The organism is Bhargavaea cecembensis (genome assembly GCF_001619585.1).
GTDB classification, from domain to species: Bacteria; Bacillota; Bacilli; order Bacillales_A; family Planococcaceae; genus Bhargavaea; species Bhargavaea cecembensis_A.
On the sequence record NZ_LQNT01000011.1, the window covers coordinates 544,913 to 567,206 of the forward strand.

The 22,294-nt window shown below is 56.2% G+C and carries 24 protein-coding genes; 4 read left to right on the plus strand and 20 right to left on the minus strand.

The genetic code is table 11. From position 1 onward, the window contains the following. Positions 1-42: 42 nt before the first annotated feature. From trpA to dacB, 8 genes are all read right to left on the minus strand, one after another. Positions 43-831, minus strand: coding sequence for a tryptophan synthase subunit alpha (gene trpA, locus AV656_RS13505; RefSeq protein WP_063182815.1), 789 nt, complete (start codon positions 829-831; stop codon positions 43-45). Further along, entirely contained in the window at positions 824-2,050 is a 1,227-nt protein-coding gene (gene trpB / locus AV656_RS13510) for a tryptophan synthase subunit beta (protein WP_082818751.1), read from the minus strand. The genes trpA and trpB overlap by 8 nt, the downstream gene beginning before the upstream one ends. Then, the gene (locus AV656_RS13515) at positions 2,050-2,667 is read right to left on the minus strand and encodes a phosphoribosylanthranilate isomerase (protein WP_063182819.1); all 618 of its coding nucleotides are present in this window, start codon (positions 2,665-2,667) and stop codon (positions 2,050-2,052) included. The genes trpB and AV656_RS13515 overlap by 1 nt, the downstream gene beginning before the upstream one ends. Next, complete coding sequence (gene trpC, locus AV656_RS13520; protein WP_063182821.1) at positions 2,664-3,452, minus strand: indole-3-glycerol phosphate synthase TrpC; 789 nt, start codon at positions 3,450-3,452, stop codon at positions 2,664-2,666. Before trpC ends, AV656_RS13515 begins: the two co-directional genes overlap by 4 nt. Continuing rightward, positions 3,449-4,477, minus strand: a complete 1,029-nt coding sequence (trpD, locus tag AV656_RS13525) for an anthranilate phosphoribosyltransferase (protein WP_063182823.1) — start codon at positions 4,475-4,477, stop codon at positions 3,449-3,451. Before trpD ends, trpC begins: the two co-directional genes overlap by 4 nt. 32 nt (positions 4,478-4,509) lie before the next feature. Beyond that, positions 4,510-5,130 (minus strand): anthranilate synthase component II, encoded by a 621-nt coding sequence (locus tag AV656_RS13530; protein WP_063182825.1) that lies wholly within the window; start codon positions 5,128-5,130, stop codon positions 4,510-4,512. Next, positions 5,127-6,497, minus strand: a complete 1,371-nt coding sequence (locus tag AV656_RS13535; RefSeq protein ID WP_063182827.1) for an anthranilate synthase component I family protein — start codon at positions 6,495-6,497, stop codon at positions 5,127-5,129. Before AV656_RS13535 ends, AV656_RS13530 begins: the two co-directional genes overlap by 4 nt. A 447-nt stretch (positions 6,498-6,944) precedes the next feature. After that, positions 6,945-8,432 carry a D-alanyl-D-alanine carboxypeptidase/D-alanyl-D-alanine-endopeptidase gene (dacB, locus tag AV656_RS13545; RefSeq protein ID WP_063182831.1) on the minus strand — a complete coding sequence of 496 codons (1,488 nt, stop codon included), beginning with the start codon at positions 8,430-8,432 and terminating at the stop codon, positions 6,945-6,947. Between the two features lie 169 nt (positions 8,433-8,601). Between dacB and mgtE the strand changes: the two genes are divergently transcribed. After that, positions 8,602-9,960 (plus strand): magnesium transporter, encoded by a 1,359-nt coding sequence (mgtE, locus tag AV656_RS13550; protein ID WP_063182833.1) that lies wholly within the window; start codon positions 8,602-8,604, stop codon positions 9,958-9,960. A gap of 117 nt (positions 9,961-10,077) precedes the next feature. Here mgtE and AV656_RS13555 read toward each other — a convergent pair whose 3' ends face one another. Continuing rightward, positions 10,078-10,566: a hypothetical protein gene (locus AV656_RS13555; protein WP_063182835.1), complete on the minus strand. Its 489-nt coding sequence runs from the start codon at positions 10,564-10,566 to the stop codon at positions 10,078-10,080. An 89-nt stretch (positions 10,567-10,655) separates the two neighbouring features. Then, positions 10,656-11,342: a hypothetical protein gene (locus AV656_RS13560; RefSeq protein WP_063182836.1), complete on the minus strand. Its 687-nt coding sequence runs from the start codon at positions 11,340-11,342 to the stop codon at positions 10,656-10,658. 89 nt (positions 11,343-11,431) lie between these two features. Here AV656_RS13560 and AV656_RS13565 point away from each other — a divergent pair, with 89 nt between their 5' ends. Beyond that, positions 11,432-11,815, plus strand: a complete 384-nt coding sequence (locus AV656_RS13565) for a VOC family protein (protein WP_063182838.1) — start codon at positions 11,432-11,434, stop codon at positions 11,813-11,815. Between the two features lie 116 nt (positions 11,816-11,931). Here AV656_RS13565 and AV656_RS13570 read toward each other — a convergent pair whose 3' ends face one another. The 8 genes from AV656_RS13570 to AV656_RS13605 all read right to left on the minus strand — a co-directional run bounded on the left by AV656_RS13570 (position 11,932) and on the right by AV656_RS13605 (position 18,419). Next, positions 11,932-12,483 (minus strand): cysteine hydrolase family protein, encoded by a 552-nt coding sequence (locus tag AV656_RS13570; protein WP_063182840.1) that lies wholly within the window; start codon positions 12,481-12,483, stop codon positions 11,932-11,934. A 111-nt stretch (positions 12,484-12,594) separates the two neighbouring features. Then, the gene (locus tag AV656_RS13575; protein ID WP_063182843.1) at positions 12,595-14,118 is read right to left on the minus strand and encodes an acetyl-CoA hydrolase/transferase family protein; all 1,524 of its coding nucleotides are present in this window, start codon (positions 14,116-14,118) and stop codon (positions 12,595-12,597) included. A gap of 162 nt (positions 14,119-14,280) precedes the next feature. Further along, positions 14,281-14,925 carry a LytTR family DNA-binding domain-containing protein gene (locus tag AV656_RS13580; RefSeq protein ID WP_063182845.1) on the minus strand — a complete coding sequence of 215 codons (645 nt, stop codon included), beginning with the start codon at positions 14,923-14,925 and terminating at the stop codon, positions 14,281-14,283. Between the two features lie 202 nt (positions 14,926-15,127). Continuing rightward, positions 15,128-15,619 carry a flavin reductase family protein gene (locus AV656_RS13585; RefSeq protein ID WP_063183026.1) on the minus strand — a complete coding sequence of 164 codons (492 nt, stop codon included), beginning with the start codon at positions 15,617-15,619 and terminating at the stop codon, positions 15,128-15,130. A 103-nt stretch (positions 15,620-15,722) separates the two neighbouring features. Beyond that, positions 15,723-16,340, minus strand: coding sequence for a class I SAM-dependent methyltransferase (locus tag AV656_RS13590; protein WP_063182847.1), 618 nt, complete (start codon positions 16,338-16,340; stop codon positions 15,723-15,725). A 59-nt stretch (positions 16,341-16,399) separates the two neighbouring features. Next, a complete protein-coding gene (locus AV656_RS13595) occupies positions 16,400-16,927 on the minus strand; it encodes a DUF1572 family protein (protein ID WP_063182849.1) in 528 nt (175 codons plus the stop codon). An 11-nt stretch (positions 16,928-16,938) separates the two neighbouring features. Further along, entirely contained in the window at positions 16,939-17,370 is a 432-nt protein-coding gene (locus AV656_RS13600) for a VOC family protein (protein WP_063182851.1), read from the minus strand. After that, positions 17,370-18,419 (minus strand): serine hydrolase domain-containing protein, encoded by a 1,050-nt coding sequence (locus tag AV656_RS13605; RefSeq protein WP_156484872.1) that lies wholly within the window; start codon positions 18,417-18,419, stop codon positions 17,370-17,372. The genes AV656_RS13600 and AV656_RS13605 overlap by 1 nt, the downstream gene beginning before the upstream one ends. A gap of 169 nt (positions 18,420-18,588) precedes the next feature. Between AV656_RS13605 and AV656_RS13610 the strand changes: the two genes are divergently transcribed. Beyond that, complete coding sequence (locus AV656_RS13610; RefSeq protein ID WP_063183031.1) at positions 18,589-19,977, plus strand: MFS transporter; 1,389 nt, start codon at positions 18,589-18,591, stop codon at positions 19,975-19,977. 71 nt (positions 19,978-20,048) lie between these two features. Here AV656_RS13610 and AV656_RS13615 read toward each other — a convergent pair whose 3' ends face one another. Beyond that, complete coding sequence (locus AV656_RS13615; RefSeq protein ID WP_063182853.1) at positions 20,049-20,387, minus strand: hypothetical protein; 339 nt, start codon at positions 20,385-20,387, stop codon at positions 20,049-20,051. 111 nt (positions 20,388-20,498) lie between these two features. Further along, complete coding sequence (locus tag AV656_RS13620) at positions 20,499-21,296, minus strand: aminoglycoside phosphotransferase family protein (RefSeq protein WP_063182855.1); 798 nt, start codon at positions 21,294-21,296, stop codon at positions 20,499-20,501. 326 nt (positions 21,297-21,622) lie between these two features. Between AV656_RS13620 and AV656_RS13625 the strand changes: the two genes are divergently transcribed. Next, positions 21,623-22,243 carry a LysE family transporter gene (locus tag AV656_RS13625; RefSeq protein WP_063182857.1) on the plus strand — a complete coding sequence of 207 codons (621 nt, stop codon included), beginning with the start codon at positions 21,623-21,625 and terminating at the stop codon, positions 22,241-22,243. Positions 22,244-22,294 lie beyond the last annotated feature (51 nt).

A 22,294-nucleotide genomic window follows, 5' to 3' on the forward strand; every position in this document is an offset into this window, starting at 1 on the left:
ACCCAAAAGGGCATCCCGCTCAACAGGATGCCCTTTACTCTATTATTCCGCAGGTACCGCAATGTCTTTCGCGGAGCCGATCAGTTCTTTGATTGGTTCCTTGTCGCCGCGGTGCAGCGCGTCGACAATCGCGCTGCCGACAATGACGCCATCCGCCGTTCGGCCGAAATCTCGGACGTGTTCAGGTGACGAGATGCCGAAGCCTGCCAGGACCGGGATGTCCGCGATTTCTTTCAGCCGCTCGAGCCGGCCGTCGGTCGTCCCGCCGAAGCTGTCGCGGACACCGGTGATGCCGTCGACGGTGACTGCGTAGATGAAGCCTTCCGCCGCCTCCGCGATTTTTCGGATGCGTTCTTCCGGAGCGGACAGGGGGATCAGGCGAATCAGGTCGATGCCGTTCATCCTGAGGCAATCCTCGAGCGGTGCACTTTCCTCGAACGGCACGTCCGGCACGATGACGCCGGCAATGCCCGCTTCCTGGCAGTCGTTTGCGAAACCGGCCATGCCGTAGCTGAGTATAGGGTTCAGGTACGTCATGAAGATGATCGGGATGTGCACTTCGTCTCCGATCGCCTTCACTTCTTCGATGACCGCCTTCAAGGTCGTGCCGGCTTCGAGTGCGCGGAGACCCGCTTCCTGGATGACCGGCCCGTCCGCTGCCGGGTCGGAAAACGGGATGCCCAGCTCGACGGCCGTCGCGCCCGCTTCCTGCAGGAACAGAAGGTCCTCCTTCAGGCGTCCGAGTCCGCCGTCTCCCGCCATGATGTACGGGACAAATGCACAGCCGCCGGATTCACGAGCCTCAAGGATTGCTTTTGTAATCTCAGACATTTCCGTTTCCTCCCTTCAGCGCGTCGCGCACGGTCATGACGTCCTTGTCGCCGCGCCCGGACAGGCAGATGACGACAATTTGGTCCGGGGACATGCCGGATGCCAGCTCGACGGCATAATGTACGGCATGCGAGCTCTCCAGCGCGGGAAGGATGCCTTCCTTCCGGCTGAGCATCTTCAGCGCCTCGAGAGCCTGGTCGTCGGTGACCGACGAGTAGGTCACGCGCCCCGTATCGCGGAAGTGCGAATGCTCGGGGCCGGCACCCGGATAGTCGAGCCCCGCCGAGATGGAATGGGCCTCATTGATCTGGCCCGCTTCATCCTGAAGGAGGTACATGAAGGCGCCGTGAAGTGCGCCCGGGCGGCCGCCTGTGAGTGCTGCGGCATGTTTGCCGGTTTCAACGCCGCTTCCCGCTGCCTCAACACCGTAGAGGGCGACATCCGTGTCGTCCACGAACGGATGGAACATGCCGATCGAGTTGCTGCCGCCGCCGACGCAGGCGACGACCGCATCCGGCAGGCGCCCTTCCTTTTCAAGGATCTGGCGGCGGGTCTCGACGCCGATCACCCGCTGCAAGTCACGGACAATCTCAGGAAACGGGTGCGGACCGAGTGCGGAGCCGATGACATAATGCGTGTCGGAGACATTCGCGACCCAGTAGCGGAGCGCCTCATTGACCGCGTCTTTCAGCGTGCCCGAGCCCTGCTCGACCGAGACGACGGAAGCGCCCAGCAATTCCATCCGGAAGACGTTCAGTTCCTGCCGCCGGATATCCTCCTTGCCCATGAACACGATGCATTCCATATCGAGAAGCGCACAGGCGGTCGCGGTCGCAACACCATGTTGGCCTGCCCCGGTTTCCGCAATGATCTTCGTCTTACCCATCCGCTTGGCGAGAAGCGCCTGGCCGATCGCGTTGTTGATCTTGTGCGCGCCGGTATGGTTCAGGTCTTCACGCTTCAGGTAGATTTTGGCGCCGCCCGCGGTTTCTGTCAGACGTTCTGCGAAGTAGAGCGGGTTTTCACGCCCGACATAGTCCTTCAGGTAATGGTCCAGTTGTGCCACAAACGCCGGGTCTTCTTTTGCTTCCCGGTATGCCGTCTCAAGCTCGAGGAGTGCCGGCATGAGCGTCTCGGGGACGAAGCGGCCCCCGTATTCGCCAAAGCGGCCTGTTTCGTCGGGTGCTTGGTATGCTTTCTTCTCTGTTGTGTTCGCCATCATGCTTCTCCCCTTTCCTTCACGGCTCGGATAAACCCGCGGATCAGCTCCGGGTCTTTCCGTTTTTCCCGTTCCACGCCGCTCGATACGTCAAGGGCATACGGGGTTGTCTGTCTGACCGCCTCAGCCGCATTGCCGGCGTTCAGCCCCCCTGCGATGATCGTCCGCTCCCGCGGGATGCCGGCATCGGCAAGAAGCGACCAGTCAAAAACGTTCCCGCTTCCGCCGCGGAAGTCCGTGCCCGGTGCATCAAACAGATAGTAATCCACGTCATATTCGGCAGCCCGGCGGACATCCTCTGCCGTCCGGACGGAAAATGCCTTGATCGACGGCAGGCCGATTTCCCGGATCTGCTCCGGTGTCTCGTCGCCGTGGAACTGTACATAGTCAAGCGGGACATTGCGGTAGACGGTGCGGAGCTCTTCCGCATCCGGATTCACGAAGACGCCAACTTTCTTGACGTTTTCCGGTACCCGGGATGCCAGCTCGGCAGCCCATTTCATATCGATGCGCCTGCTGCTCGGGGCGAAGACGAAACCGATGGCGTCCGCCCCCGCATCGACGGCGGCTTTGACATGCTCGGCTTCCATCAGTCCGCAGATTTTCACCTTCGTCATGGACGGAGCACTCCTTCCGCTTCGCGATAGGAGCGGATGGCCGCACCCGGGTCGCCGCTCCGCATGAGCGACTCACCGACGAGGATGGCGTCCGCGCCGTTTTCCCGGACGCTTGCGGCGTCCTCCGCCGACATGATCCCGCTTTCCGAAACAAGATACCGTCCCGGCTTTTTCCCGGCGCGGGCCGCAAGCCGCGCCGTGTTGCCGAGGTCGACCTTGAATGTCTTCAGGTCCCGGTTATTGATGCCGATAAATGCCGGATCCAGCTCAAGCGCACGGTCCATCTCCTGTTCGTCATGCACTTCCACGAGAACATCGAGTCCTGCCGACATGGCATAGGCGTGCAGTTCACGGAGCCGCTCCTGAGGCAGCGCCGCCACGATCAGGAGGACGACGGAAGCACCTGCCTGCAGCGCCCGGTCAATCTGCAGCTCGTCGATAATGAAGTCTTTGCAGAGGATCGGAATCCGGACAGCTTCCGCCACAGCGGCCAGATCTTCATATGAACCCTTGAAAAATGCCTCTTCCGTCAGGACGGAAATGCAGGATGCACCTGCCTGTTCATAGCGCAGCGCCTGCTCCGCGGGATCCGCGTTTTCATTGATGATGCCTTTTGAAGGCGAAGCCCGTTTCACCTCGGCGATGACGCCAAGTCCGTCCCTTGCATCAAATGACTCCGACAGGCGCGGCCGCGTGTGCCGGATGGCCGGTGTCGCCGGGATTTCAGCCCGCAGGGAGGGCAGCCGTTTTCGTTTTTCTTCCAGAATATCGTCCAGTATTGTCATGGCGTGACCGCCTCCTTTGTTTCTTTATGGAACCGGATCACGGACTCCAGCTTTTCCATTGCTTTTCCGGACAGGATGATGTCTTTGGCGAGTTCGACGCCTTCCTTTGCTGTTTCGGCACGTCCTGCTGCAAACAGGCCGATACCCGCATTGAACGCGACGGCATCGAATTTCGGGCCCCGTGCACCGCCGAGGACCGAGCGGAGGATCTCCGCGTTTTCCCGGCCGTCGCCTCCCTTGAGGGCGGATAGCGGCGCGGACTCCAGGCCCACATCTTCGGCTTCAAGCGTGAACGGGATGAGGTCGCCGTTGTCCAGCAGAACGAAGTCATTCGGACCCGCAAGAGAGGCCTCATCCATGCCGCCTGCTCCGCAGACCACAATCGCGCGCTTCCGGCCCTGCATCCGGAGAACCGATGCATAGTTCATCGTAAAATCGTTCCGGCTGATGCCGGTGAACTGGGACGCCAGAGGGACCGGGTTCGTCAGCGGTCCTGTCAGGTTGAAGATCGTGCGCCGCCCGAGACGTGCCCGGATTTGTCCGATCCGCTTCATTTTCGGGTGCAGCCGCGGTGCAAAGAGGAATGCGATGCCTTCCTCGCGCAGCTGCCTGGACGCTTCTTCCATATCCTGTTCAAGCCCGATTCCGAGTGCCTCCAGCACATCGGAGCTGCCCGATCGGCTGGAGATTTTCCGGTTGCCGTGCTTTGCGACCGGAACGCCTGCCGCGGCCAGGACGAATGCCGATGTCGTACTGATGTTAAAGCTGTCCGAACCGTCGCCTCCCGTCCCGCAGTTGTCGGTATACGGGGCCTCCGGGACTTCCGGCACGATTGCCATGCCGCGTGTTACCTCGGCAAGCGCAGCCACCTCGTAGGTGGTCTCTCCCTTGTCGGCAAGCGCCGCGAGGAATTCGGCGACCTCTCCTTCCGGCGTACGCTCATCAAACATGAACAGCGCGGCTTCAGTCATTTCCTCGTAGCTCAGATCGTTTCCGTTCCGTACTTTCTGTGTGAACTCTCTCATCTCTGCTCCACTCTCCTCTGCTCTCTATCGTGTCAAAGTCCGGGAATCCGCTGGGGTTCCGTTGCATTCTGTTTGTTAAAGGCCTTGGCCTCTTCCAGGAAGGCGGCAAGCAGCCGCTCCCCCTTTTCCGTTCCGACCGATTCCGGATGGAACATAAGCCCGTAGACCGGATGGCGGTCGTGCCGGATGGCCATGACCGTGTTGTCGTCCATCGAGTAGGCGTCCGCATGGAGAACTTCCGGAAGCGTGCCCTCGTCAAGTGCCGCCGAGTGGCAGCACATCACGCGCAGCGGCTGGGGCAGATAAGCGAACAGGCCGCCGCGCTTGTGGCGCACCATGGCCGGCTTGCCGTGCCGGATCTGCGGGCGTAGCCTTTCCTCTTCCCCGTAAGCGGCCGCGATGATCAGCTGGCCGAGAGAAACGCCGAGGATCGGAATCTCCGCCCCGAACTCCCGGACGATCTCGATCGATTCCGGCCATTCTTCCGGACTCCCCGGCCCGGAAGACAGGATGATTGCGGAAGGGCCGAAGCGCTCGACTTTCGACAGTGTCGCCGCCTTCGCGTCCAAGATGCCGATATCCTCGCCGAGCACGGCGAGGGCGCCGGACAGGTTCTGGGTAAACGAGTCTTCATGATCGATCAGCAAAATCATTTGACCACCTCCGTGAGCGAACGGGCTTTGTTTGCCGTCTCCTTATATTCCAGTTCCGGCCTGGAATCATGGACGACTCCGGCGCCTGCGCGAACCGAAGCGATGCCGTCCTTGATGAAGAAGGTCCGGATGGCGAGCGCCATGTCCATATTGCCGTTAAAGCCGATGTAGCCGACCGAGCCTCCGTACAGGCCGCGGGGTGACGGCTCCAGCCGGTCGATGAGCGCCATCGCCCTGCCCTTCGGCGCACCGGTCACGGTGCCGGCCGGCAGGCATGCCCGGATGGCATCAAATGCATCCGCTCCCTCTTTCAGCTGTCCTTCCACTTCCGAGACGAGATGCATGACATGTTCATAGCGGACGACTTCCTGATAGGCGGTCACCTTGACCGTCCCCGGGACCGCGGCTTTTGCGATGTCATTGCGTCCGAGGTCGACGAGCATGTCGTGCTCGGCCAGTTCTTTCGGATCGGCAAGGAGTTCCGCCTCGAGCGCCCGGTCTTCTTCCCGGTTTTTCCCGCGCCGTCTGGTTCCCGCGATCGGGTTCATCGAGAGGATGCCCCCCTTCGCCTTCACGACACTTTCCGGGGAAGTCCCGACGATGACCGTCTCTTCAAGATCGATGATGTACATGTAAGGAGAAGGGTTGCGCCGGCGCAGCCGCCGGTACAGGCCGAACGGGCTGCCGGAAAACGGTGCGCTCAGTTCGCGGGACAGGACCACCTGGTACAGATCGCCCGCCGCAATGGCGCTGATTCCCTGCCGGACCGCTTCCTCGAAGGCCTCTTTCTCGGTGTCCGAAGTGAACTCGCCGAGCGCAAAGTTTTCCTTTTCCGGTTCGCCGCCGGAGAGAATCTGAGACTCGATCCGGTCAAGATCTGAGTCCGCCGGTCCGTCGCCGAGATCGGTCCGGACGATTGAGACCGTGCCTTCAAGATGGTCGAAGACGATGACCGTGCTGTAGACGTTCAGCAGTACATCCGGTCCATTGCCGCCATTTACCTTATGCTCACCCGCTCCGTATCCGATCGCCCCGACGGCGCCTCCTGCAAACGGAAAGGCTTCCGGCGATGCGACCCTCGGCAGCAGCCGCTGCAGCAGTCCCAGCGGCTCGCCCTCGTGCCGGAATACTCTCCCCGTCCTGCAGTCCCTCTCTTCTAGGATCTGGCCTTCGGCGCGGTACGTCTTCACCGGATCCTGCCCGATGTAGGAATAGCGTCCCGGTCCATCGTGCGCGCCGGAACTTTCCAGCATGAACTTCCTGCGTCCCTTCAACTTGCCGAATACGGCCACCGGCGTCAGCGCATCCGCCGCGATTCTCCTGACGGCCACCCGTCCGGACTCTGTCTGTTCTCTGACTGTGCTCATCTCTGCTCAGCTCCCTTATCATTGGAAATCAAAAAAGTCCCCCGCAACAGGCACAGCAGTCCTGTTGCGGAGGACGGAAAAAATCCGCGTTGCCACCTCCGGTTGGGGCATATATCGCCCCCTCTCGGTCATGCCGCAGGTCGCGGCATGCTCCCTTAACGCGGGAAGGTCGTCCGCCGGGCCCGGGCCGCGGCGGCTCTCGTAAGTCCATTCACATGCGGGGCGCTCCGGCTTCCACCTGCCGCCGGCTCTCTTGGCCGCCTGGCGCATGCTACTTCTCTTACTCTGCAATTTCTCTGCTATGCTGTGCTCTACTCTGCTCTTTGATCCAAGGGCGATGCCGCTCCCGGCACCTCCTGCCCCTCACGGACTAAAAAGTTAACACTCATCTTACATTGTTTAGAAAATACCGTCAAGTCTGTTTTTCAGATTTTCTTAGTCTGCCAGTCATTCCTGTTCCGCGATGGTCTCCGCGATCTCATCCTGGATCGGCGTGACAGAGCCCGCGAGATAGTTGTTGAACAGAATGGAGAAAATGTATTCTTCGCCGTTTTCAGCGGTCACGTAGCCGGACAGTGTCGAGACACCGGTGAGCGAGCCGGTCTTGGCCTGTACGTTTTCCGAGGCTGCCCCCTCTTTCATGCGGTTGCGGAGCGTGCCGCCGGTCATCCGGTCCTGATGGCCCGCGACAGGAAGCGAGTTGAGGAAGACCGGGAACCATGGCTCGGCCTGGACCTTGTAAAGAAGGACGGACAGCTGCTCCGCAGTGACCAGGTTCTTATGCGACATCCCTGAACCGTCCCGCAGGCGCATGCCGGCCGTGTTAAGGCCGTATTCCGCAAGCACGTCTTCCATCACCCCGAGCCCGGCATCCCATGAGCCTTCCCCTGCAACCGCGCGTCCGATCTCCTTTACAAGCACTTCCGCATGGCCGTTATTGCTGAGCTTCATGAATGGAATATAGAGTTCGCGGAGCGGCATGGACTCCTTCGATGCAAGGGCGTCTGCGCCTTCAGGGGCAACGCCTTCGGAAAGCTTTCCGGAAACCGTGATGCCCTCCTGTTTCAGTGCCTGCCGGAACAGATCAAGCGCGTACATCGTCGGATCCTCGACAGCTGTCCAGGAACGAGATGGGGTTGCGCCGACCGGTATTGTTCCCGTGATCACAATGTTATTCGTGCCGTGCTCGCGGGTGATGGAAATCGATTTTTTACCGTCTTTGGAAACGGTCTTTGCACGATTTTCGATCGTCACCGATTCCGTAAACGGATCGAGCGTCACTTCCGCCGCGGCACCCGCTTCCTTGGCCGGATTGACGTTTACGATCACGGTGCCCGCATCATAGTCGGTGTTCGGCGAAGCGGTCAGTGCCGACACACCCGCCCCGGTATAGTTGTGTTCATCGGACCAGTTCAGGTCCTCCGAAAGCAGCACGTCATCATACCAGCTGTCATCCGCGATGAGGTTGCCATGGACTTTTTTGAGCCCCTTCGCCTTTACGTCCTTTGCGAATTGGGCAAAGTCTTCCTTGAGCAGTGTCGGGTCGCCCTTGCCGCGAAGATACAGGTCACCCTGCAGCACACCGCCTGGAGTCAGCTTGCCCGTGTGCAGGACATCCGTTTTGAACCGGTGGTCCGGTCCGAGCACTTCAAGTGCAGCGACTCCGGTCAGGATCTTCATGTTTGAGGCGGGGTGAAGCAACAGATCATCGGTGTGTTCGTAAACGGTGTCCCCTGTCGAGGCGTTTGTGACATTCACCCCGATTGTGGCGCCGTCCAGCCTCGAATCGTTGAGGATTTCGTTTAGTGCGTTGCCGAGCGCGGCGTCTTCATCAGTCGCGACAGCGGGCTGCAGGCCGGGTGCGGCACCTGCGGGTACGAGAAGAAGTGCGGATAGCGTCATAGCGGTTAGCCATTTTTTCTTCGTGGCAGGCATGGGACTCCCCCTTAAGAATGAGTTTGGACCAGTTTATCAATAAAATTCTGAATTCTCTATCTTATGATTGGCTTATTTTGTTCTTGCATGAGCGGTAGAAAAGTCCCGGACGCAGACTAAGCCCCGGACGGATGGGTATAGTGAAAACAGAGCAAGGAGGCGATGGATCATGGCGGCAGAAATCAATACCGAACGGTTGACAATCGCTCTCGTCCGTCAGCTGAAGGCAGGAGACAAGAATGGCTTTTTAAAGCTATTCCTGGATCTGCGTCCGTATGACCAGGCCGTGCAGTACACGGAAATCCCGAAAAAGCTCCATCCGGTGATCCTGGAATGGCTCGACCTTCCGGCCATTACAGAAATGCTGCCGTACCTGGAACCGGAGGATCAGATGGAGTTCATCCGGTCACTCGGGCCCGACAAGGCCATCCCCGTGCTCGACATGATGCAGAACGACGACCTTGCCGCGATGCTGACGGACCTTTCGCAGGAGGAAATCGACCGGCTCACCGGCCAGATGCTCAAAGAAGAGGCGGAGAGCGTCCGCAAAATCCTCGATTATCCGGTGGAGACCGCCGGCCGCATCATGACGAACCGCTTCGTCTGGGTGCACGAGGACTATACGGTCGGGCAGACGGTCGAAAAGCTGAAAAACTACAGCGACTATGCCGAATACCTGAACTATACATACGTCATCAACAGCGACAAGCAGCTGATCGGCGTTCTGTCGTACCGCCAGCTGCTGCTGACCGATGCGGACACACCGGTCCGGGACATCATGTACCGCCGTGTCATCTCGGCGAACGCACGGACCGACCAGGAAGTCGTGGCCAAGCAATTTGCACGCTATGATTTTGTAGCCATCCCCGTCACGGATGATGACAATGTCCTCGTCGGTATTATCACCGTTGACGACGTGATCGATGTCATCGTGCAGGAAGCGGATGAGGACATCGAAATGCTCATGGCGAGCGGGAAGCAGATCGACTTCCGCACAAAGCCGGTGACGGCCGCTATGCGTCGCCTGCCGTGGCTGATTCTTCTTCTCTTTATCGGCCTTGTGTCCGGGAGCATCATCAGCGGATTTGAGGATACACTCAATCAGGTGGTCGCCCTCGCGTTCTTTATGCCGCTGATCGCCGGCATGACCGGAAACACCGGCACTCAGTCCCTGTCGCTCGTCGTCCGGGGGCTCGCGACGGAGGACCTGGACCTGAAAACGGCCATCCGGGTCGTGATCCGGGAACTTTTCGTCGGCATCCTGATCGGCATCATCTGCGGTGTCCTCATTTCGGTCATCGCCTTTATCTGGCAGGGCAGCTTTGTACTCGGCATCGTGGTCGGCGCATCACTCGTCATTACGCTCATCATCGGGACACTTGCGGGCACGATCATCCCGCTCGTCCTCAGCCGGTTCAAGTTCGACCCGGCCGTGGCAAGCGGCCCCCTCATCACAACCGTGAACGACATCCTCTCGCTCCTGATCTATTTCGGGATCGCGACGATGTTCCTGAATCACCTGACATGAACGCGAAAAAACCGCCGACAGCTTCCGAGAATGCTGCCAGCGGTTTTTGGACGGCACACTTATCATCAACGGGAGTTCATGAACAAAAGCAGCTGGCAGTCACTCTTTCGAGTGCTGTCAGCTGCTTTCATCCTGGCCAATCTTTGCGATCAGCTGTTCAATCATTCCATTGAGCCGTTCAATATCCGGACACTGTTGCTGATTCAGTTTCTCGGTTAACCTATCAATCTGCTTTTGAATCTGATCCATCTGCTGCTGCCTTTGCTGGTCCTGCTGGTCATTCAGCTGCTTTTTCAGATCATCGATTTGTTGCTGGAACTGCTGATTCTGCTGGTCCTGCTGCATCGAACTGATGCGGTCTTCCTCTATTGCAATAGCGGCGCCGATCGCTCCAATCGTATCACCGATCGCTGCAAGGATTCCGCCAAATAGTCCGATTGCAGCTCCCCGGCTGACCGGTTGGCCACATTGTGAATTGGCGCCTTGACCGGCCTGGTTTTGCTGACTTGGCGGATATTGAAGTCCTCCGCCAGCCTGTTTTTGCTGGCTTGGCGGGTACTGAAGGCCTCCACCGTTCTGATAGGGAGGTCCCTGCCACATGCCCATCTCCCCACGGCTCCCCCCTCTTTATGAGTCCGCTTCTCCATTATCATATGAACCGGGTGTCCAAAGTGGTCCATTCCGGATATCAGTCTTCACCGTTCATACCGGACGAACCAGCCATTGCCGCCTTCTGCCATCGCCGTTCCAACCCATCCGTCCGCAAGCAGCGCCTGCTGTGCGGCAATGTCGTCCATCGGAATTTCCCGGGATTCTGTCCGCTCCTGTTCCGGTGCCTGCAGGTCTTTCATAAACACATACCGGAGCTTGCCGCCGTATTTCTCCTTGAGCGCACGCACCTCCAGGCCATGTCTGAACTTGTCCTTCAGGCTTGGGATGTTCCCCGGCATGACCGTTGAGCAGACGTAGCGGTAACGCTCAGCGTCCACGCGGTCCATGAGCACGCTTCCCATGATTGTCTGGAGCGAAAAGCCGCGCCACTCCGGTGAGACGGCGGAGATCTCCTGGTAGATGACCTTGCCGATCTCTTCCTCCGGCACACCAACATCCCGGCCGAGTCCTTCGTGGTCATTATCCGGGACGAGCATCGCCCGCCAGGCGATCATCTTCCCGTCTGCATACACCCCGATCATCTCCCCGTTCCCTTCCAGGATAAAACGGAACTCATCCTCCGTCAGCGGCTGAAGGCGCTCTTTTACCTCAAGTGCCTGAATGACTTGTTCCTGGAGCGAGAGAATCTCCGGCAACTGTTCCGGTGTGAGCTTGTGCATATGGATGGGCTGCCCGTTTTTCAGTTCTCCCTCAAAGATGATATTCTCCATCACGATCCCTGCCTTCCGTCCTCCATCGTACTTTACAAAGGATACCCTGAAAAGTATCTTTGGGATAACAATGGGAAGGGGTTGGGGAAATGGGGAAAACGACAATCGGCCAAATCGGCCTGCCGGCAGAGGATATCGAAAGGGCTGCTGCATTTTATTCGGAAAAACTCGGCCTGCCGCTCTGGTTCAAGACAGACCGCATGGCGTTCTTTGACTGCGGCGGCGTCCGGCTCATGCTGACTGTGCCGGAGCACGAAGCCTTCGCATCAAACGGATCCGTCATCTATCTGAATACGGACGACATCCATGCTCGGGCGAAGGAATTGCAGGAAGCGGGCGTCCCGTTCATGGGTGAACCTCACGTCGTCGCCAAGATGGGGGGAACAGAAACGTGGATGGCGTTCTTCTCGGACACGGAAGGCAACCACCTGGCACTGATGAGTGAGGTGCCCGCGGATGAGACCGCACAGTGAGCCACGCACCGGACAGGGATTTCCTGCCGGTGTTTTTTATTGCATGAAAAAAGAGCCGGACAACCGACTCTGATGAAAGGCAACCGGACCGCCGCATGGTCCGGGGAAAAAACTGGTCAGACGACTTTTGCGCCAAGCGTATTCGTAAAATGCTCGAGCGCCCATTCATGGCCCGCCGGGTTAAAACTTGCCACGGCGTCTTTGTGGACGGTGATGGAAAAGCCTTTGTTGTAGGCATCAACGGCTGTATGGAGCACACAGATGTCAGTACAGACGCCGACGAGATGCAGCTCGGTGATGCCCCGCTCGCGCAATTTAATCTCCAGGTCCGTGCCCGCGAATGCGCTGTAGCGGGTCTTGTCCATGTAGTGCACGTTTTCATCGTCCCGATGCGCCTCAAATACCGCCTGAAGTCCGCCGTACAGGTCACGGCCTTCGGTGCCTGCGATGTTGTGCGGCGGGAACAGCCGGCTCTCCGGATGGCAGGTGTCGCCCTCCTCATGCCGGTCAATGGCAAAGACGACGTAGTCCCCCTGTTCCAAGAACTCCCGGGTCAGCCGTACAATTTCCCCCTCGATTGCCTGCCCGGGCTTGCCGCAGGTCAGCTTTCCGTCATCCGCAACAAAATCGATCGTGTAATCCACATTCAGCAATGCCTTCATAACCATACCCCTTCCGTGGTCCGCATTTCCTACTATCATATCAGGGAAGCCCATCACCTGTCATGACACACCAAGACCAGAAAAATCCCTGCCTCAGAGGGGCAGGGATGGGTGGATTTATTTTGTTTCGACTACTTCCTTTTCCATCTTCATCGTGCCGTGCTCGGCAAGATGCTGGTGCCAGGAGAAGGCCTTCTCGAGGACGTGAGGCGTCTGGCCGCCGCGCTCGAGCGCTTCCTGATAATAGGCCCAGAGTTGCTGTTTGTAGTCCGGGTGCACACAGTTCTCGATGATGAGCGGCACGCGTTCGCGCGGTGCAAGACCGCGGAGGTCCGCATAGCCCTGTTCCGTGACAACGATGTCAACGTCATGCTCTGTGTGATCGGTATGCGAGACGAATGGAACGATGCTGGAGATGTTGCCGCCTTTGGCAACCGACTTTGTAACGAAGATCGCAAGACGCGCGTTACGCGCAAAGTCGCCCGAGCCGCCGATGCCATTCATCATTTTCGTGCCGGATACGTGCGTGGAGTTGACGTTTCCGTAGATGTCGAACTCAAGCGCCGTGTTGATCGAGATGAGGCCGAGTCGGCGGATCACTTCAGGATGATTCGACATCTCCTGAGGACGCATGATCAGCTTGTCGCGGTACTGTTCAAAGTTGCCGAATACCTGCTTCATCTTCTCGTCGGAAAGCGTGATCGAGCAGCATGAAGCAAAGTCGACCTTGCCGGCATCGATCAGGTCGAATACCGCATCCTGGAGCACTTCCGAATACACTTCAAGATTCTTGAATTCGGAATCGATCATGCCATGGAGGACGGCATTCGCCACGCTGCCAATGCCCGACTGGAGCGGGGCAAGCGTTTCATCAAGGCGGCCGAGCTCGATTTCCTTGCGGAGGAAGTCCAGCAGGTGGTTTGCCATGATCTTTGTTTCCTCATCCGGCTGGACAATCGTGGACGGGGAATCCGCCTGGTCCGTGAAGACGACGCCGCGGATCAGCTCAGGATCCACTTTGATGCCCAGTTCGCCGATTCGGTCATCCGCTTTTTCGAGCGGAATCGGGCCGCGCTCGCCCTGCTTGCCGGGTTCATAGATATCATGGATACCTTCCAACAGCGGTGTCTGGGCCATGTTGATTTCGACAATGATGTTTTTTGCATGGGTCGCAAAGAGGGACGAGTTGCCGACGGAAGTCGTCGGGATAATCGTGCCGTCTTCCTTGACCGCGACCGCTTCGACAATGGCGAAGTCGATCGGACCCATGACACCAGAGCGTACAAGCTCGGCTGTATGAGAAAGATGCTGGTCAACGAAGAACATGTCACCGTTATTGATGCTCTTGCGCATCGTCGGGTCCGCCTGGAATGGAATACGCTTGTTGACGATGCCCGCCTCGGCGAACAGGGTGTCGACGTCCGAACCGAGGGACGCCCCTGTGAAGACGTTCACTTTAAATCCGTTCTCTTTTGCGCGGTCGACCAAAGCGAACGGAACCGCTTTCACGTCACCGGCACGGGTAAAGCCGCTGAGGCCCAGGGTCATGCCATCTCCGATCCAGGAGGCTGCTTCCTCAGGCGTCACAACACGATTGCGCAATGCTTCATTTTCAATGCGATCAAGTTGAATATTAGTCATCTTATAATCAACCTCTTCTGAATGTTTTAGTTGGGATTAGGAGCAAGTATAAATTTACTTAGCTTCATTATTCCCTAAAACGCTTTCATCGGAGAGGTTTTCGGATAGAAAAGTTGTTTTCATGTGCCACCTACAGAAAAATGTGACTAAAACCGCACAATTTTAATATCCTAATATCTTCCTGAAATAACTGGAATAGGATTGGCTGACCGGCACGCGGTGTCCGTTGTCCATTTCCAGCAGGAATGTCGAGTGGGAGTCCGGATAGATTTCCCTGATGTGGTGGACGTTCACGATAAACGAACGGTGGCAGCGGACGAACATGTCCCTCGGCAGGACATACTCGAACTCCTGGAGCGTGTTTTTGTGGGTGCCCGTCAGGCCTTCCGTGACAACCTGCGTCTTTCGATCCTTTACTTCAAAGTACTTGACGTCCCCAAAAGGTACGGGCTTCCAGCCGTCTTCGGTTTTGATCGTGACGACTGACTTGCCTTCCGTGTAGGTCGGATAAACAGCAAGTACTGTTCCCTGCAGTTCTCCATCCTGATGGAACGGCACTGCCATGCCATGATATGGAACGCCGAACAACTGGCGGTCGATAAATTCGGATTCCTTCTGCCCGGAGGAAAGCGCCTTGTAGGCAATCGTGCCTTCCTTCACCGGGTCGCCCGGCCGGATTTTCAGATCGACCCGCTTGCTCGGACGGTAATAGATATATTGTTCAGTATCGGTGACACCGATTGAGATTTCATCGGAGAACAGTTCCCCCAGCACATCGAGCAGTTCTTTTTCTGTAATTTTTTTCACTCTGTCACCTTCCTCCGTTTTTCATTGTTCCCATTATAACGAAAACTGGTACCGCCGCCTATTTATCCACTGCCCATTTTGTTATTTACTTATAACAATTATTATTCCGATGCCCTGTGTAATTTAAAGACTCCCCGGTATGCCCGAACATCGTTGGGGCGTTCCGGGGAGCCGATCAAAAGAGTTGCTTCAGTCATGACCTTTATTCGTAGAACGACTCAGGGATGGCGTCGAATTTGCGCCGGTGGTAGAGAAGCGGTTCTTTCCCGTGGTTGTCGATGTGTTTCACTTCACCGATCAGGATCCGGTGGTCGCCGCCGCCGATGGTTGTATGCATCTTGCAGTGAAGAACACCGGCTGCGCCTTCGATGACCGGAAGGCCTTCCGCTGACATCTCCCAATTGCAGTTTTTAAACCGGTCAAGACCATGGCTCGCGAACAGGGCACACAATTCCGCCTGATCCGCCGCCAGGATGTGGACGGCGAACTGCTTGGCATTCGTGAATATATCGTAAGTGGAGACCCGCTTGTCAATCGACCAGAGGATCAGCATCGGGTCGAGCGACACAGATGCGAACGAGTTGACCGTCATGCCTACGGGCGTACCGTCAGGTGCCGTCGCGGTAATGACTGTCACGCCGGTCGGATAATTCCCCATCACTTGTTTAAAGTCATTGATTTTCTCATTGTTCATCTCTGTCATTCACCTCTTTTCCTGGTGGTGGGTTTGCAGGACTTCCATACAGCCCAACTATATCAGAATCGTCCAGCATTTTTCGACATGGACGCTTTCTGTTTCACGTGGAACTTTTGAATCGCCAGAGCGAGAATCGTTCATTGGGATTTCTCCCTGACAGCTCCGGTACGGGGACATCCATCAAATGAAGAAACGGGGAATGGTTCTCGAGATGGCTAAGGTAATCAAGCGTCGGGTAGTAGAGGATCAGATCGACCGGACGCGGCCGCTCTTCCACCGATTTCAAAATGTTCGAGAGCACCTTGGCGAACAGGCTGACGGAAAAGGGATTAAAGAAATAGAAGACATCATCGAGGGGCTTCACCCGGTACTCTTCGGCCCGGCAGCGGATGAATGTAACGGAGCCCTTTAGCCGGTTCTTTTTCTTTATCATATACAAATCCCGGTTCTCCAGTGCATCCAGATAAAGCTGACCGTCCATTTCCACTCCGGTCACTGATGCGCCGGTCCTGTGGTTTATGTAAAAAGCCGTCCGTCCCTTGCCGCACCCAAAGTCCACGACAGAACTTGTTCTGCCCGGCCTGTATTCATCCAGCAGGGCATCCAGCCCCTCGTAGGGGGTCGCCTCGTACCGGTTATCATGAATGGAGCGCACACCCCAGTCCTGGATGCCCGCCGTCCGGATGCCGAGCAGCCGGTCTGTTTCATGTTCGTTCATCTGAATGCCTCCATAAAAGAACTCACCCGCGGATGCGGGTGAGTTTATTATATCGCACGTCATTGCCCCGTAGGCTTTGTCCGGTATGCCTCCGATTGGCCTTTCGGAATGCTGAGGGTTGTCCAGTTTTCGCCTTTCAGCATCTTGGCGATGTAGACGATCTGGCCAATATGGGAAGCGACATGACTCAAGTGGCGCTCCATTGCTTCGATTACGGTATGGCGCTCCCCGCGGATGTAGAGCTCTCTCATCAAGTCGTCTTCATTAAGGCTTTCCAGTGCGCCGAATAAGGTCTTCCACCCTGCTTCGGAAATTTCCTGCAGCTCTGCTTTGGTAACAGGAACCGTTTCGAATTCCCCATCCCTGTTGCGGTCGGGCTTTTCACCGTCGGTTGTGAAGAAATCCGTCCATCTGGAGATCATGTTTCCCGACAGATGACGGACAATCACCGCCACGCTATTGGATTCCGGCCCAGGCACATGATGGATTTCCTGATCGTTCAGTTGGGCGACTGACCGGTCCCCGAGGTCCTTCAGCTGAACGAACCTGCCGCGGACAGCTTTCAGATATTCTTTGCCGATGCTCATTGGCTTCCCCCTTAATCAATGACGAGCATGTCTTGTTCATCAAACTGCCAGTTAGGTCCGTAAGCGACTTCCCATACATAGCCTTCCGGATCCGAGAAATATCCGGAATAACCGCCCCAGAAGACCCGCTCCGGCTCCTTCAGAACTGTCGCTCCGGCCTGGCGGGCCTGATCCATGGCGGCGTCCACTTCCTCTTCCGACTTGGCATTGTACGCGATCGTGATGCCCGGGAATCCGCTTTTCTGCGGAGGTTCGGCCGCATCAATGTCCTTTGCCAGCTCCGCCAGCGGATAAAGCGCAAGGCGGGTGCCTCCGTTTTTAAAGAACACAATGCCGGGATTGTCTTCCGTGACCGATGTCTCAAATCCGAGACCGTCACGGTAAAAGCGAAGCGAGACGCTCATGTCGCTGACCCCAAGTGTCAGCAGGTTCATGCGGTTCATCAGTTCCCCTCCTTAAAATGAAGATGTTCCTCGAATGCTTCCATCATCGGATATGCGCCTTTCGACTTGTTTGAGGCCGCGGTGAACACCGCTCCTGAAGACGGATAAATGGCGGAATGGAAGCTCACACCCGGGTCGTACCCCATGACGTGGATCCGCTCGGCATGTCCGTCTGCCATATCGACCCAGACCCCGTATCCATATCCGTCCCCGTCCTCGTCTGCCGCTTGCCGGGTCAGCATGAGGGCGGTGAGTTCTTCCCCGAGCAGATGCCGGCGGAGCAGCGCATCCCAGAACTTGTGCATATCCGGCACAGTCGTGAACGCTCCTCCGTCGGAACCGCCCTGCACCGGAAGCGAGTAGACATTCGTCCGCCATGTACCGTCCTCTTCATCGATATATCCGGTTGCCGTGTTTTTCGGCAGGCGGTCCAGCGGCCAGTAGCCGGAATCTGTCATGCCTGCGGGACGGAAGATGTGCTCCTCCACATAGTCGGTAAAGCGAATGCCGGACGCCTGCTCAACGATCAGGCCGAGCAGGATATAGCCTGCATTGTTGTAGTGGAACCGCTCGCCCGGTGTGAACATCATCCCGCGGTCCCGGAAAAGCGGCAGAAAATCCTTGAGGCTGCGAATTGTGTACATCGGAAGGTCCTTCCACAGCTCCTGGAAGTCATCCATGACCGCTTCATCAAAGTAATCCGGCACGCCGGACGTATGCGTCAGCAGCTGATGGACGGTGATGTTCCGGTCAAAATCCGGGAACGTTTCATCCAAGCATTCTTCGAGTGTCGATTCCAGGGAAAGCTTACCTTCCTCCACCAGCCGGAGGACGGCAACTGCCGTAAATACCTTGCAGCCTGAAGCAATGCCGAATTTCGTATCCGGCAGGTTCTCTCGCTCCCCCGTCCTGTCCGCAAGACCCCACGCGAATGTCCGGACTTCACCATCTCCCATGTCCGCTCCGACAGCACCGGAAAACCCCTTGTTTTCTGCAGCTTTTCCAAGCCCGATTTCCATGGCCTCTTTTTTTCGCGGAGCAATCTTCATTGATCTTCCCCCCAGTTTTTCACCTGCCCTTTTCCATTTCGACAAACTCAATTGCATCCCTTTTTCCAATCAGAACATTTAAGAACAGTGCTTGTTTTCGTTCCCGCATGATGTATAGGATCACCCGTTCCGCAAAGACTGAATGAAGGACAAAATGAAGGAAGTGAAAATGGTGGAAACGGCCTATAAAGGAACAAACAAATTAATTATCGGAATTGTATTTGGGGTGCTGACATTTTGGCTTTTTGCACAGGCCATGGTCAACATCGTTCCGGCAATCCAAGAGGACCTGGGCGTATCAGCGGGAACGGTAAACATCGCCATCAGCTTGACTGCCCTTTTCTCGGGTATCTTCATTGTTGCTGCGGGCGGTCTTGCCGATAAAATCGGCCGGAAGAAAATCACCAATGTCGGCCTCATCCTAAGCATCATCGGTTCACTCTGTTTAGTGTTGGCAAACGGATCATTCTTACTCATTCTCGGCCGGATCATCCAAGGTGTATCGGCTGCCTGTATCATGCCGTCAACAATTGCCCTGATCAAAGACTACTTTGAAGGAGCAGACCGGCAGCGGGCACTCAGCTACTGGTCCATCGGTTCTTGGGGCGGTTCCGGCCTTTGTTCGCTCTTTGGCGGAGCGGTGGCAACCTATATGGGGTGGAAGTGGATTTTCATCTTATCCATCATATTTGCCGTTCTGGCTTTGTGGCTGATCAAAGACACGCCTGAGAGCAAGGCAAAGCAAACCGCACGCTCCAAATTTGATGTCAGCGGTCTGATCGTTTTCATCATCGCCATGCTGGCACTGAATATTTTCATCACACAAGGCGCTGATATCGGCTGGGGGAACTGGCTGACGATCTCCCTGATTGTCGTTGCAGTCATTGGTACCATTGTCTTTATCAAGATTGAAAACGGGAAACCGAATGCCCTCATCGATTTTAAGTTATTCAAGAACGGGCCATACACGGGTGCCACCATTTCAAACTTCCTGCTCAATGCCATCGCCGGAACGCTTGTTGTGGCGAACACGTATGTGCAGGAAGGAAGAGGCTATACTTCGTTTCAATCGGGGCTGCTTTCCATCGGATATCTGATTGCCGTCCTTTCCATGATTCGTGTCGGAGAAAAGATTCTTCAAAGAATTGGTGCAAAGAAACCGATGCTCTGGGGGAACATTTTGACGGTGATCGGGGTAGGGCTGATGGGCCTGACCTTCTTGCCGGATCTCGGATACACCATCGTCGTCATTATCGGATTTGCCCTGTTCGGTTTGGGATTGGGGATTTATGCGACGCCTTCTACAGACACCGCAGTTTCAAATGCTCCAAATGAAAAAATCGGGGCTGCATCAGGTATTTATAAAATGGCAAGTTCCCTCGGTGCTGCTTTCGGGGTTGCGATTTCCGGAACGGTCTATGCGTCAATCGCAGCCAACATCGGACTGGATGTAGCGGCAACCGCAGGTATTGTTACCAACGTCATTTTCGGAGTGCTCGCATTGCTGTCCATCATGTTCCTGGTTCCGCATGACGCAGGCAAAAATGACGTTAAATAATCAGCAAAACAGGCGGCCATGCATACAGATGGCCGCCTCTTTTCTTTTGTACCAGGAGCTTCAAAGTTGGATCAGCGGATGGAACCATGATATAGCTGACCGCCGTCCAGGTCGATGACTTTCAGCATGTTTGTCCGCTTGATGAAAATGGTTTTGTATATCGGCTGACCACTTGTGTCCATAAACAGAAGGATTCTCTTGCCGTAATTGTCTACGACAATCTCAGGTGTCAGGCCATTCGTATCGATGATGGATTCAATCTTGTTGATTTCGGGATATTGGCTGATTGCATCACCTGCAGTCTTGACTGCCGCTGCCGCCTCGTCTGTCTGGAACATACTTGTGGCTCCGATTCCTGCTCCCGCAATTAGCGCTGAGCTAAGTGCAATGGTCATTACTGTTTTTTTCATTGTGACCCTCTCCTTTTCTCTCACGGCCTGCTATCAATTTATCCCTGAACCCTGAGAAAATAATGAGAGGATAATTAAAATTCTCAAAGAATGGAGCAGTCCGGACGGCCTTCACCCAAACCCTCCCGCACGATCTGTAAGTTGCTGCGCATACCAATCGGTGATCCGGTTCTGAAGTCGGATTCCCGTCAGATTCCCTTCCTCGGCATTCCAGCAGGCGGACATGACGGTCATCGCGATGCAGGCGCGGAACAGCCGCTCCCTGCCGACAGGAAGCTGAGCGAGCATGACAGATGTTCGAAGGGCGAGTGTTTCTTCGAGCGGCTTTCCTTCCAGTTCGTTGTATAGGTAAGGCGCGAGGTCACAGGCGGGATCGCCCGCATAGCCGTGCGGGTCGATCGCCATCCAGCCGCGCTCTTCATCCAGCAGGATATTCTGATGATGGAGGTCTCCGTGGAGCAATTCGGTTGTACCGTGCTCCGCCAGCCACCGGAAACAGTCCCTCGCAAGCATGACATGCCGCTCCGGAACCGGCCCGCCGGCGGGATGCATGGCTCTGTAGTTGGCAATCGCCGTCTCACCCATTTCCCTGACCGTGCGGATTCCAGCACCGGGAATCGGCCTGCGGATCCGTGTCCACACCTTACAAAATTGCTCTGTTGCTTCCCTTTCATCCTTGATATTCGGGAGCATGACACCGGGGGACAGCCGCTCGATCAGCTGCACGCCGTCATCGGGCACGGTTCTGAGAAGCTGGGCACAACCATCCCCACCATAGGCTGACACAGCCAAAATCTCACTCCGGCTTTTTTCAGACGGCACACTGACCTTCAGCACAGCTTCCGTTCCGTCCGCGCATGCGACGAAGAGCACATAGTTGTAAGACAGATTGGGGACGGGACCTTTCACAGTCAGCTGCCATTCCTCAGCGTACCGCTATATCCTTTGCCTTAGCCCTTTAAGATAGATCCTGCCCGTCTCCCCGAAAACAGCAACCATCCGATCTTTGAATTCCTGCGGCAGATCATTCTGATGTTTTAATGGTTCCATGAACAGTCCCCGCCTCCTGATCTCTCATGTCCCAACGAACCTTGCATGCAGTTATGTGCATAAAAACAAATAATCGCAAGGTATTATATACAATATATTGTCTGAAAACACTATCATATAAGGATTCCTTCAAATTCCAGTTATAATTATACAAAATACCACATAACGGAAGGAAGGTTTTTCAGATGGACGGACTCTTGGGATACATTACAATAGCGGCGATGATTGTCATTATGCCGGGTGCGGATACGATTCTGCTTGTCCGCAACACGCTGAGTCACGGGACGAAAGCCGGCCGGTATTCCACATTGGGAATGGCGACGGGCCTCCTCTTCTGGACGCTCATCGCGGTGCTTGGTCTTGCTGTCGTCATCGCGAAATCGGTCGTGCTCTTCACCATCATCAAGTACCTCGGAGCCGCCTATCTGATTTACCTCGGCATCAAGAGCCTGTTCTCGAAAAACCTGTTTTCCGTTGAAGAACTCGAAACTGACTCTTCCGCAGGGACGAAATCCTACCACAAAGAATCATTCAGACAGGGGCTTTTCAGCAACATCTTCAACCCGAAGACCGTCATCGCCTATGTGACTATTATGCCTCAGTTCATCAACCTGGAAGGCAATGTGCCGGAGCAGCTGATCATTCTCGGCCTCATCCTGACGGGGCTTGCGGTCGGATGGTTCTTTACCCTGGTCTTCATCATGGACCATGCGAAACGCTGGCTGAACAACGCCCGGTTCCAGAACGGATTCATGAAAGCGGCAGGCGCCCTGCTCGTCGGGTTCGGCATCAAGACGGCACTATAACCAATCTATCTATCTGACCGGCAAGGGTTTCCGCCCTTGCCGGTTTTCTTT

Excerpts from the sequence above, each read along its gene's own strand:
- AV656_RS13555 (WP_063182835.1), bottom strand. The coding sequence starts at position 10,566 with ATGGGCATGTGGCAGGGACCTCCCTATCAGAACGGTGGAGGCCTTCAG.
- AV656_RS13570 (WP_063182840.1), bottom strand. The coding sequence starts at position 12,483 with ATGGTTATGAAGGCATTGCTGAATGTGGATTACACGATCGATTTTGTT.
- AV656_RS13515 (WP_063182819.1), bottom strand. The coding sequence starts at position 2,667 with ATGACGAAGGTGAAAATCTGCGGACTGATGGAAGCCGAGCATGTCAAA.
- trpA (WP_063182815.1), bottom strand. The coding sequence starts at position 831 with ATGTCTGAGATTACAAAAGCAATCCTTGAGGCTCGTGAATCCGGCGGC.
- AV656_RS13590 (WP_063182847.1), bottom strand. The coding sequence starts at position 16,340 with ATGAACGAACATGAAACAGACCGGCTGCTCGGCATCCGGACGGCGGGC.
- AV656_RS13565 (WP_063182838.1), top strand. The coding sequence starts at position 11,432 with ATGGGGAAAACGACAATCGGCCAAATCGGCCTGCCGGCAGAGGATATC.
- AV656_RS13575 (WP_063182843.1), bottom strand. The coding sequence starts at position 14,118 with ATGACTAATATTCAACTTGATCGCATTGAAAATGAAGCATTGCGCAAT.
- AV656_RS13560 (WP_063182836.1), bottom strand. The coding sequence starts at position 11,342 with ATGGAGAATATCATCTTTGAGGGAGAACTGAAAAACGGGCAGCCCATC.
- dacB (WP_063182831.1), bottom strand. The coding sequence starts at position 8,432 with ATGCCTGCCACGAAGAAAAAATGGCTAACCGCTATGACGCTATCCGCA.
- trpD (WP_063182823.1), bottom strand. The coding sequence starts at position 4,477 with ATGAGAGAGTTCACACAGAAAGTACGGAACGGAAACGATCTGAGCTAC.
- trpC (WP_063182821.1), bottom strand. The coding sequence starts at position 3,452 with ATGACAATACTGGACGATATTCTGGAAGAAAAACGAAAACGGCTGCCC.
- AV656_RS13610 (WP_063183031.1), top strand. The coding sequence starts at position 18,589 with ATGGTGGAAACGGCCTATAAAGGAACAAACAAATTAATTATCGGAATT.
- AV656_RS13530 (WP_063182825.1), bottom strand. The coding sequence starts at position 5,130 with ATGATTTTGCTGATCGATCATGAAGACTCGTTTACCCAGAACCTGTCC.
- mgtE (WP_063182833.1), top strand. The coding sequence starts at position 8,602 with ATGGCGGCAGAAATCAATACCGAACGGTTGACAATCGCTCTCGTCCGT.
- trpB (WP_082818751.1), bottom strand. The coding sequence starts at position 2,050 with ATGGCGAACACAACAGAGAAGAAAGCATACCAAGCACCCGACGAAACA.
- AV656_RS13615 (WP_063182853.1), bottom strand. The coding sequence starts at position 20,387 with ATGAAAAAAACAGTAATGACCATTGCACTTAGCTCAGCGCTAATTGCG.
- AV656_RS13535 (WP_063182827.1), bottom strand. The coding sequence starts at position 6,497 with ATGAGCACAGTCAGAGAACAGACAGAGTCCGGACGGGTGGCCGTCAGG.
- AV656_RS13600 (WP_063182851.1), bottom strand. The coding sequence starts at position 17,370 with ATGAACCGCATGAACCTGCTGACACTTGGGGTCAGCGACATGAGCGTC.
- AV656_RS13605 (WP_156484872.1), bottom strand. The coding sequence starts at position 18,419 with ATGAAGATTGCTCCGCGAAAAAAAGAGGCCATGGAAATCGGGCTTGGA.
- AV656_RS13595 (WP_063182849.1), bottom strand. The coding sequence starts at position 16,927 with ATGAGCATCGGCAAAGAATATCTGAAAGCTGTCCGCGGCAGGTTCGTT.
- AV656_RS13585 (WP_063183026.1), bottom strand. The coding sequence starts at position 15,619 with ATGAACAATGAGAAAATCAATGACTTTAAACAAGTGATGGGGAATTAT.
- AV656_RS13625 (WP_063182857.1), top strand. The coding sequence starts at position 21,623 with ATGGACGGACTCTTGGGATACATTACAATAGCGGCGATGATTGTCATT.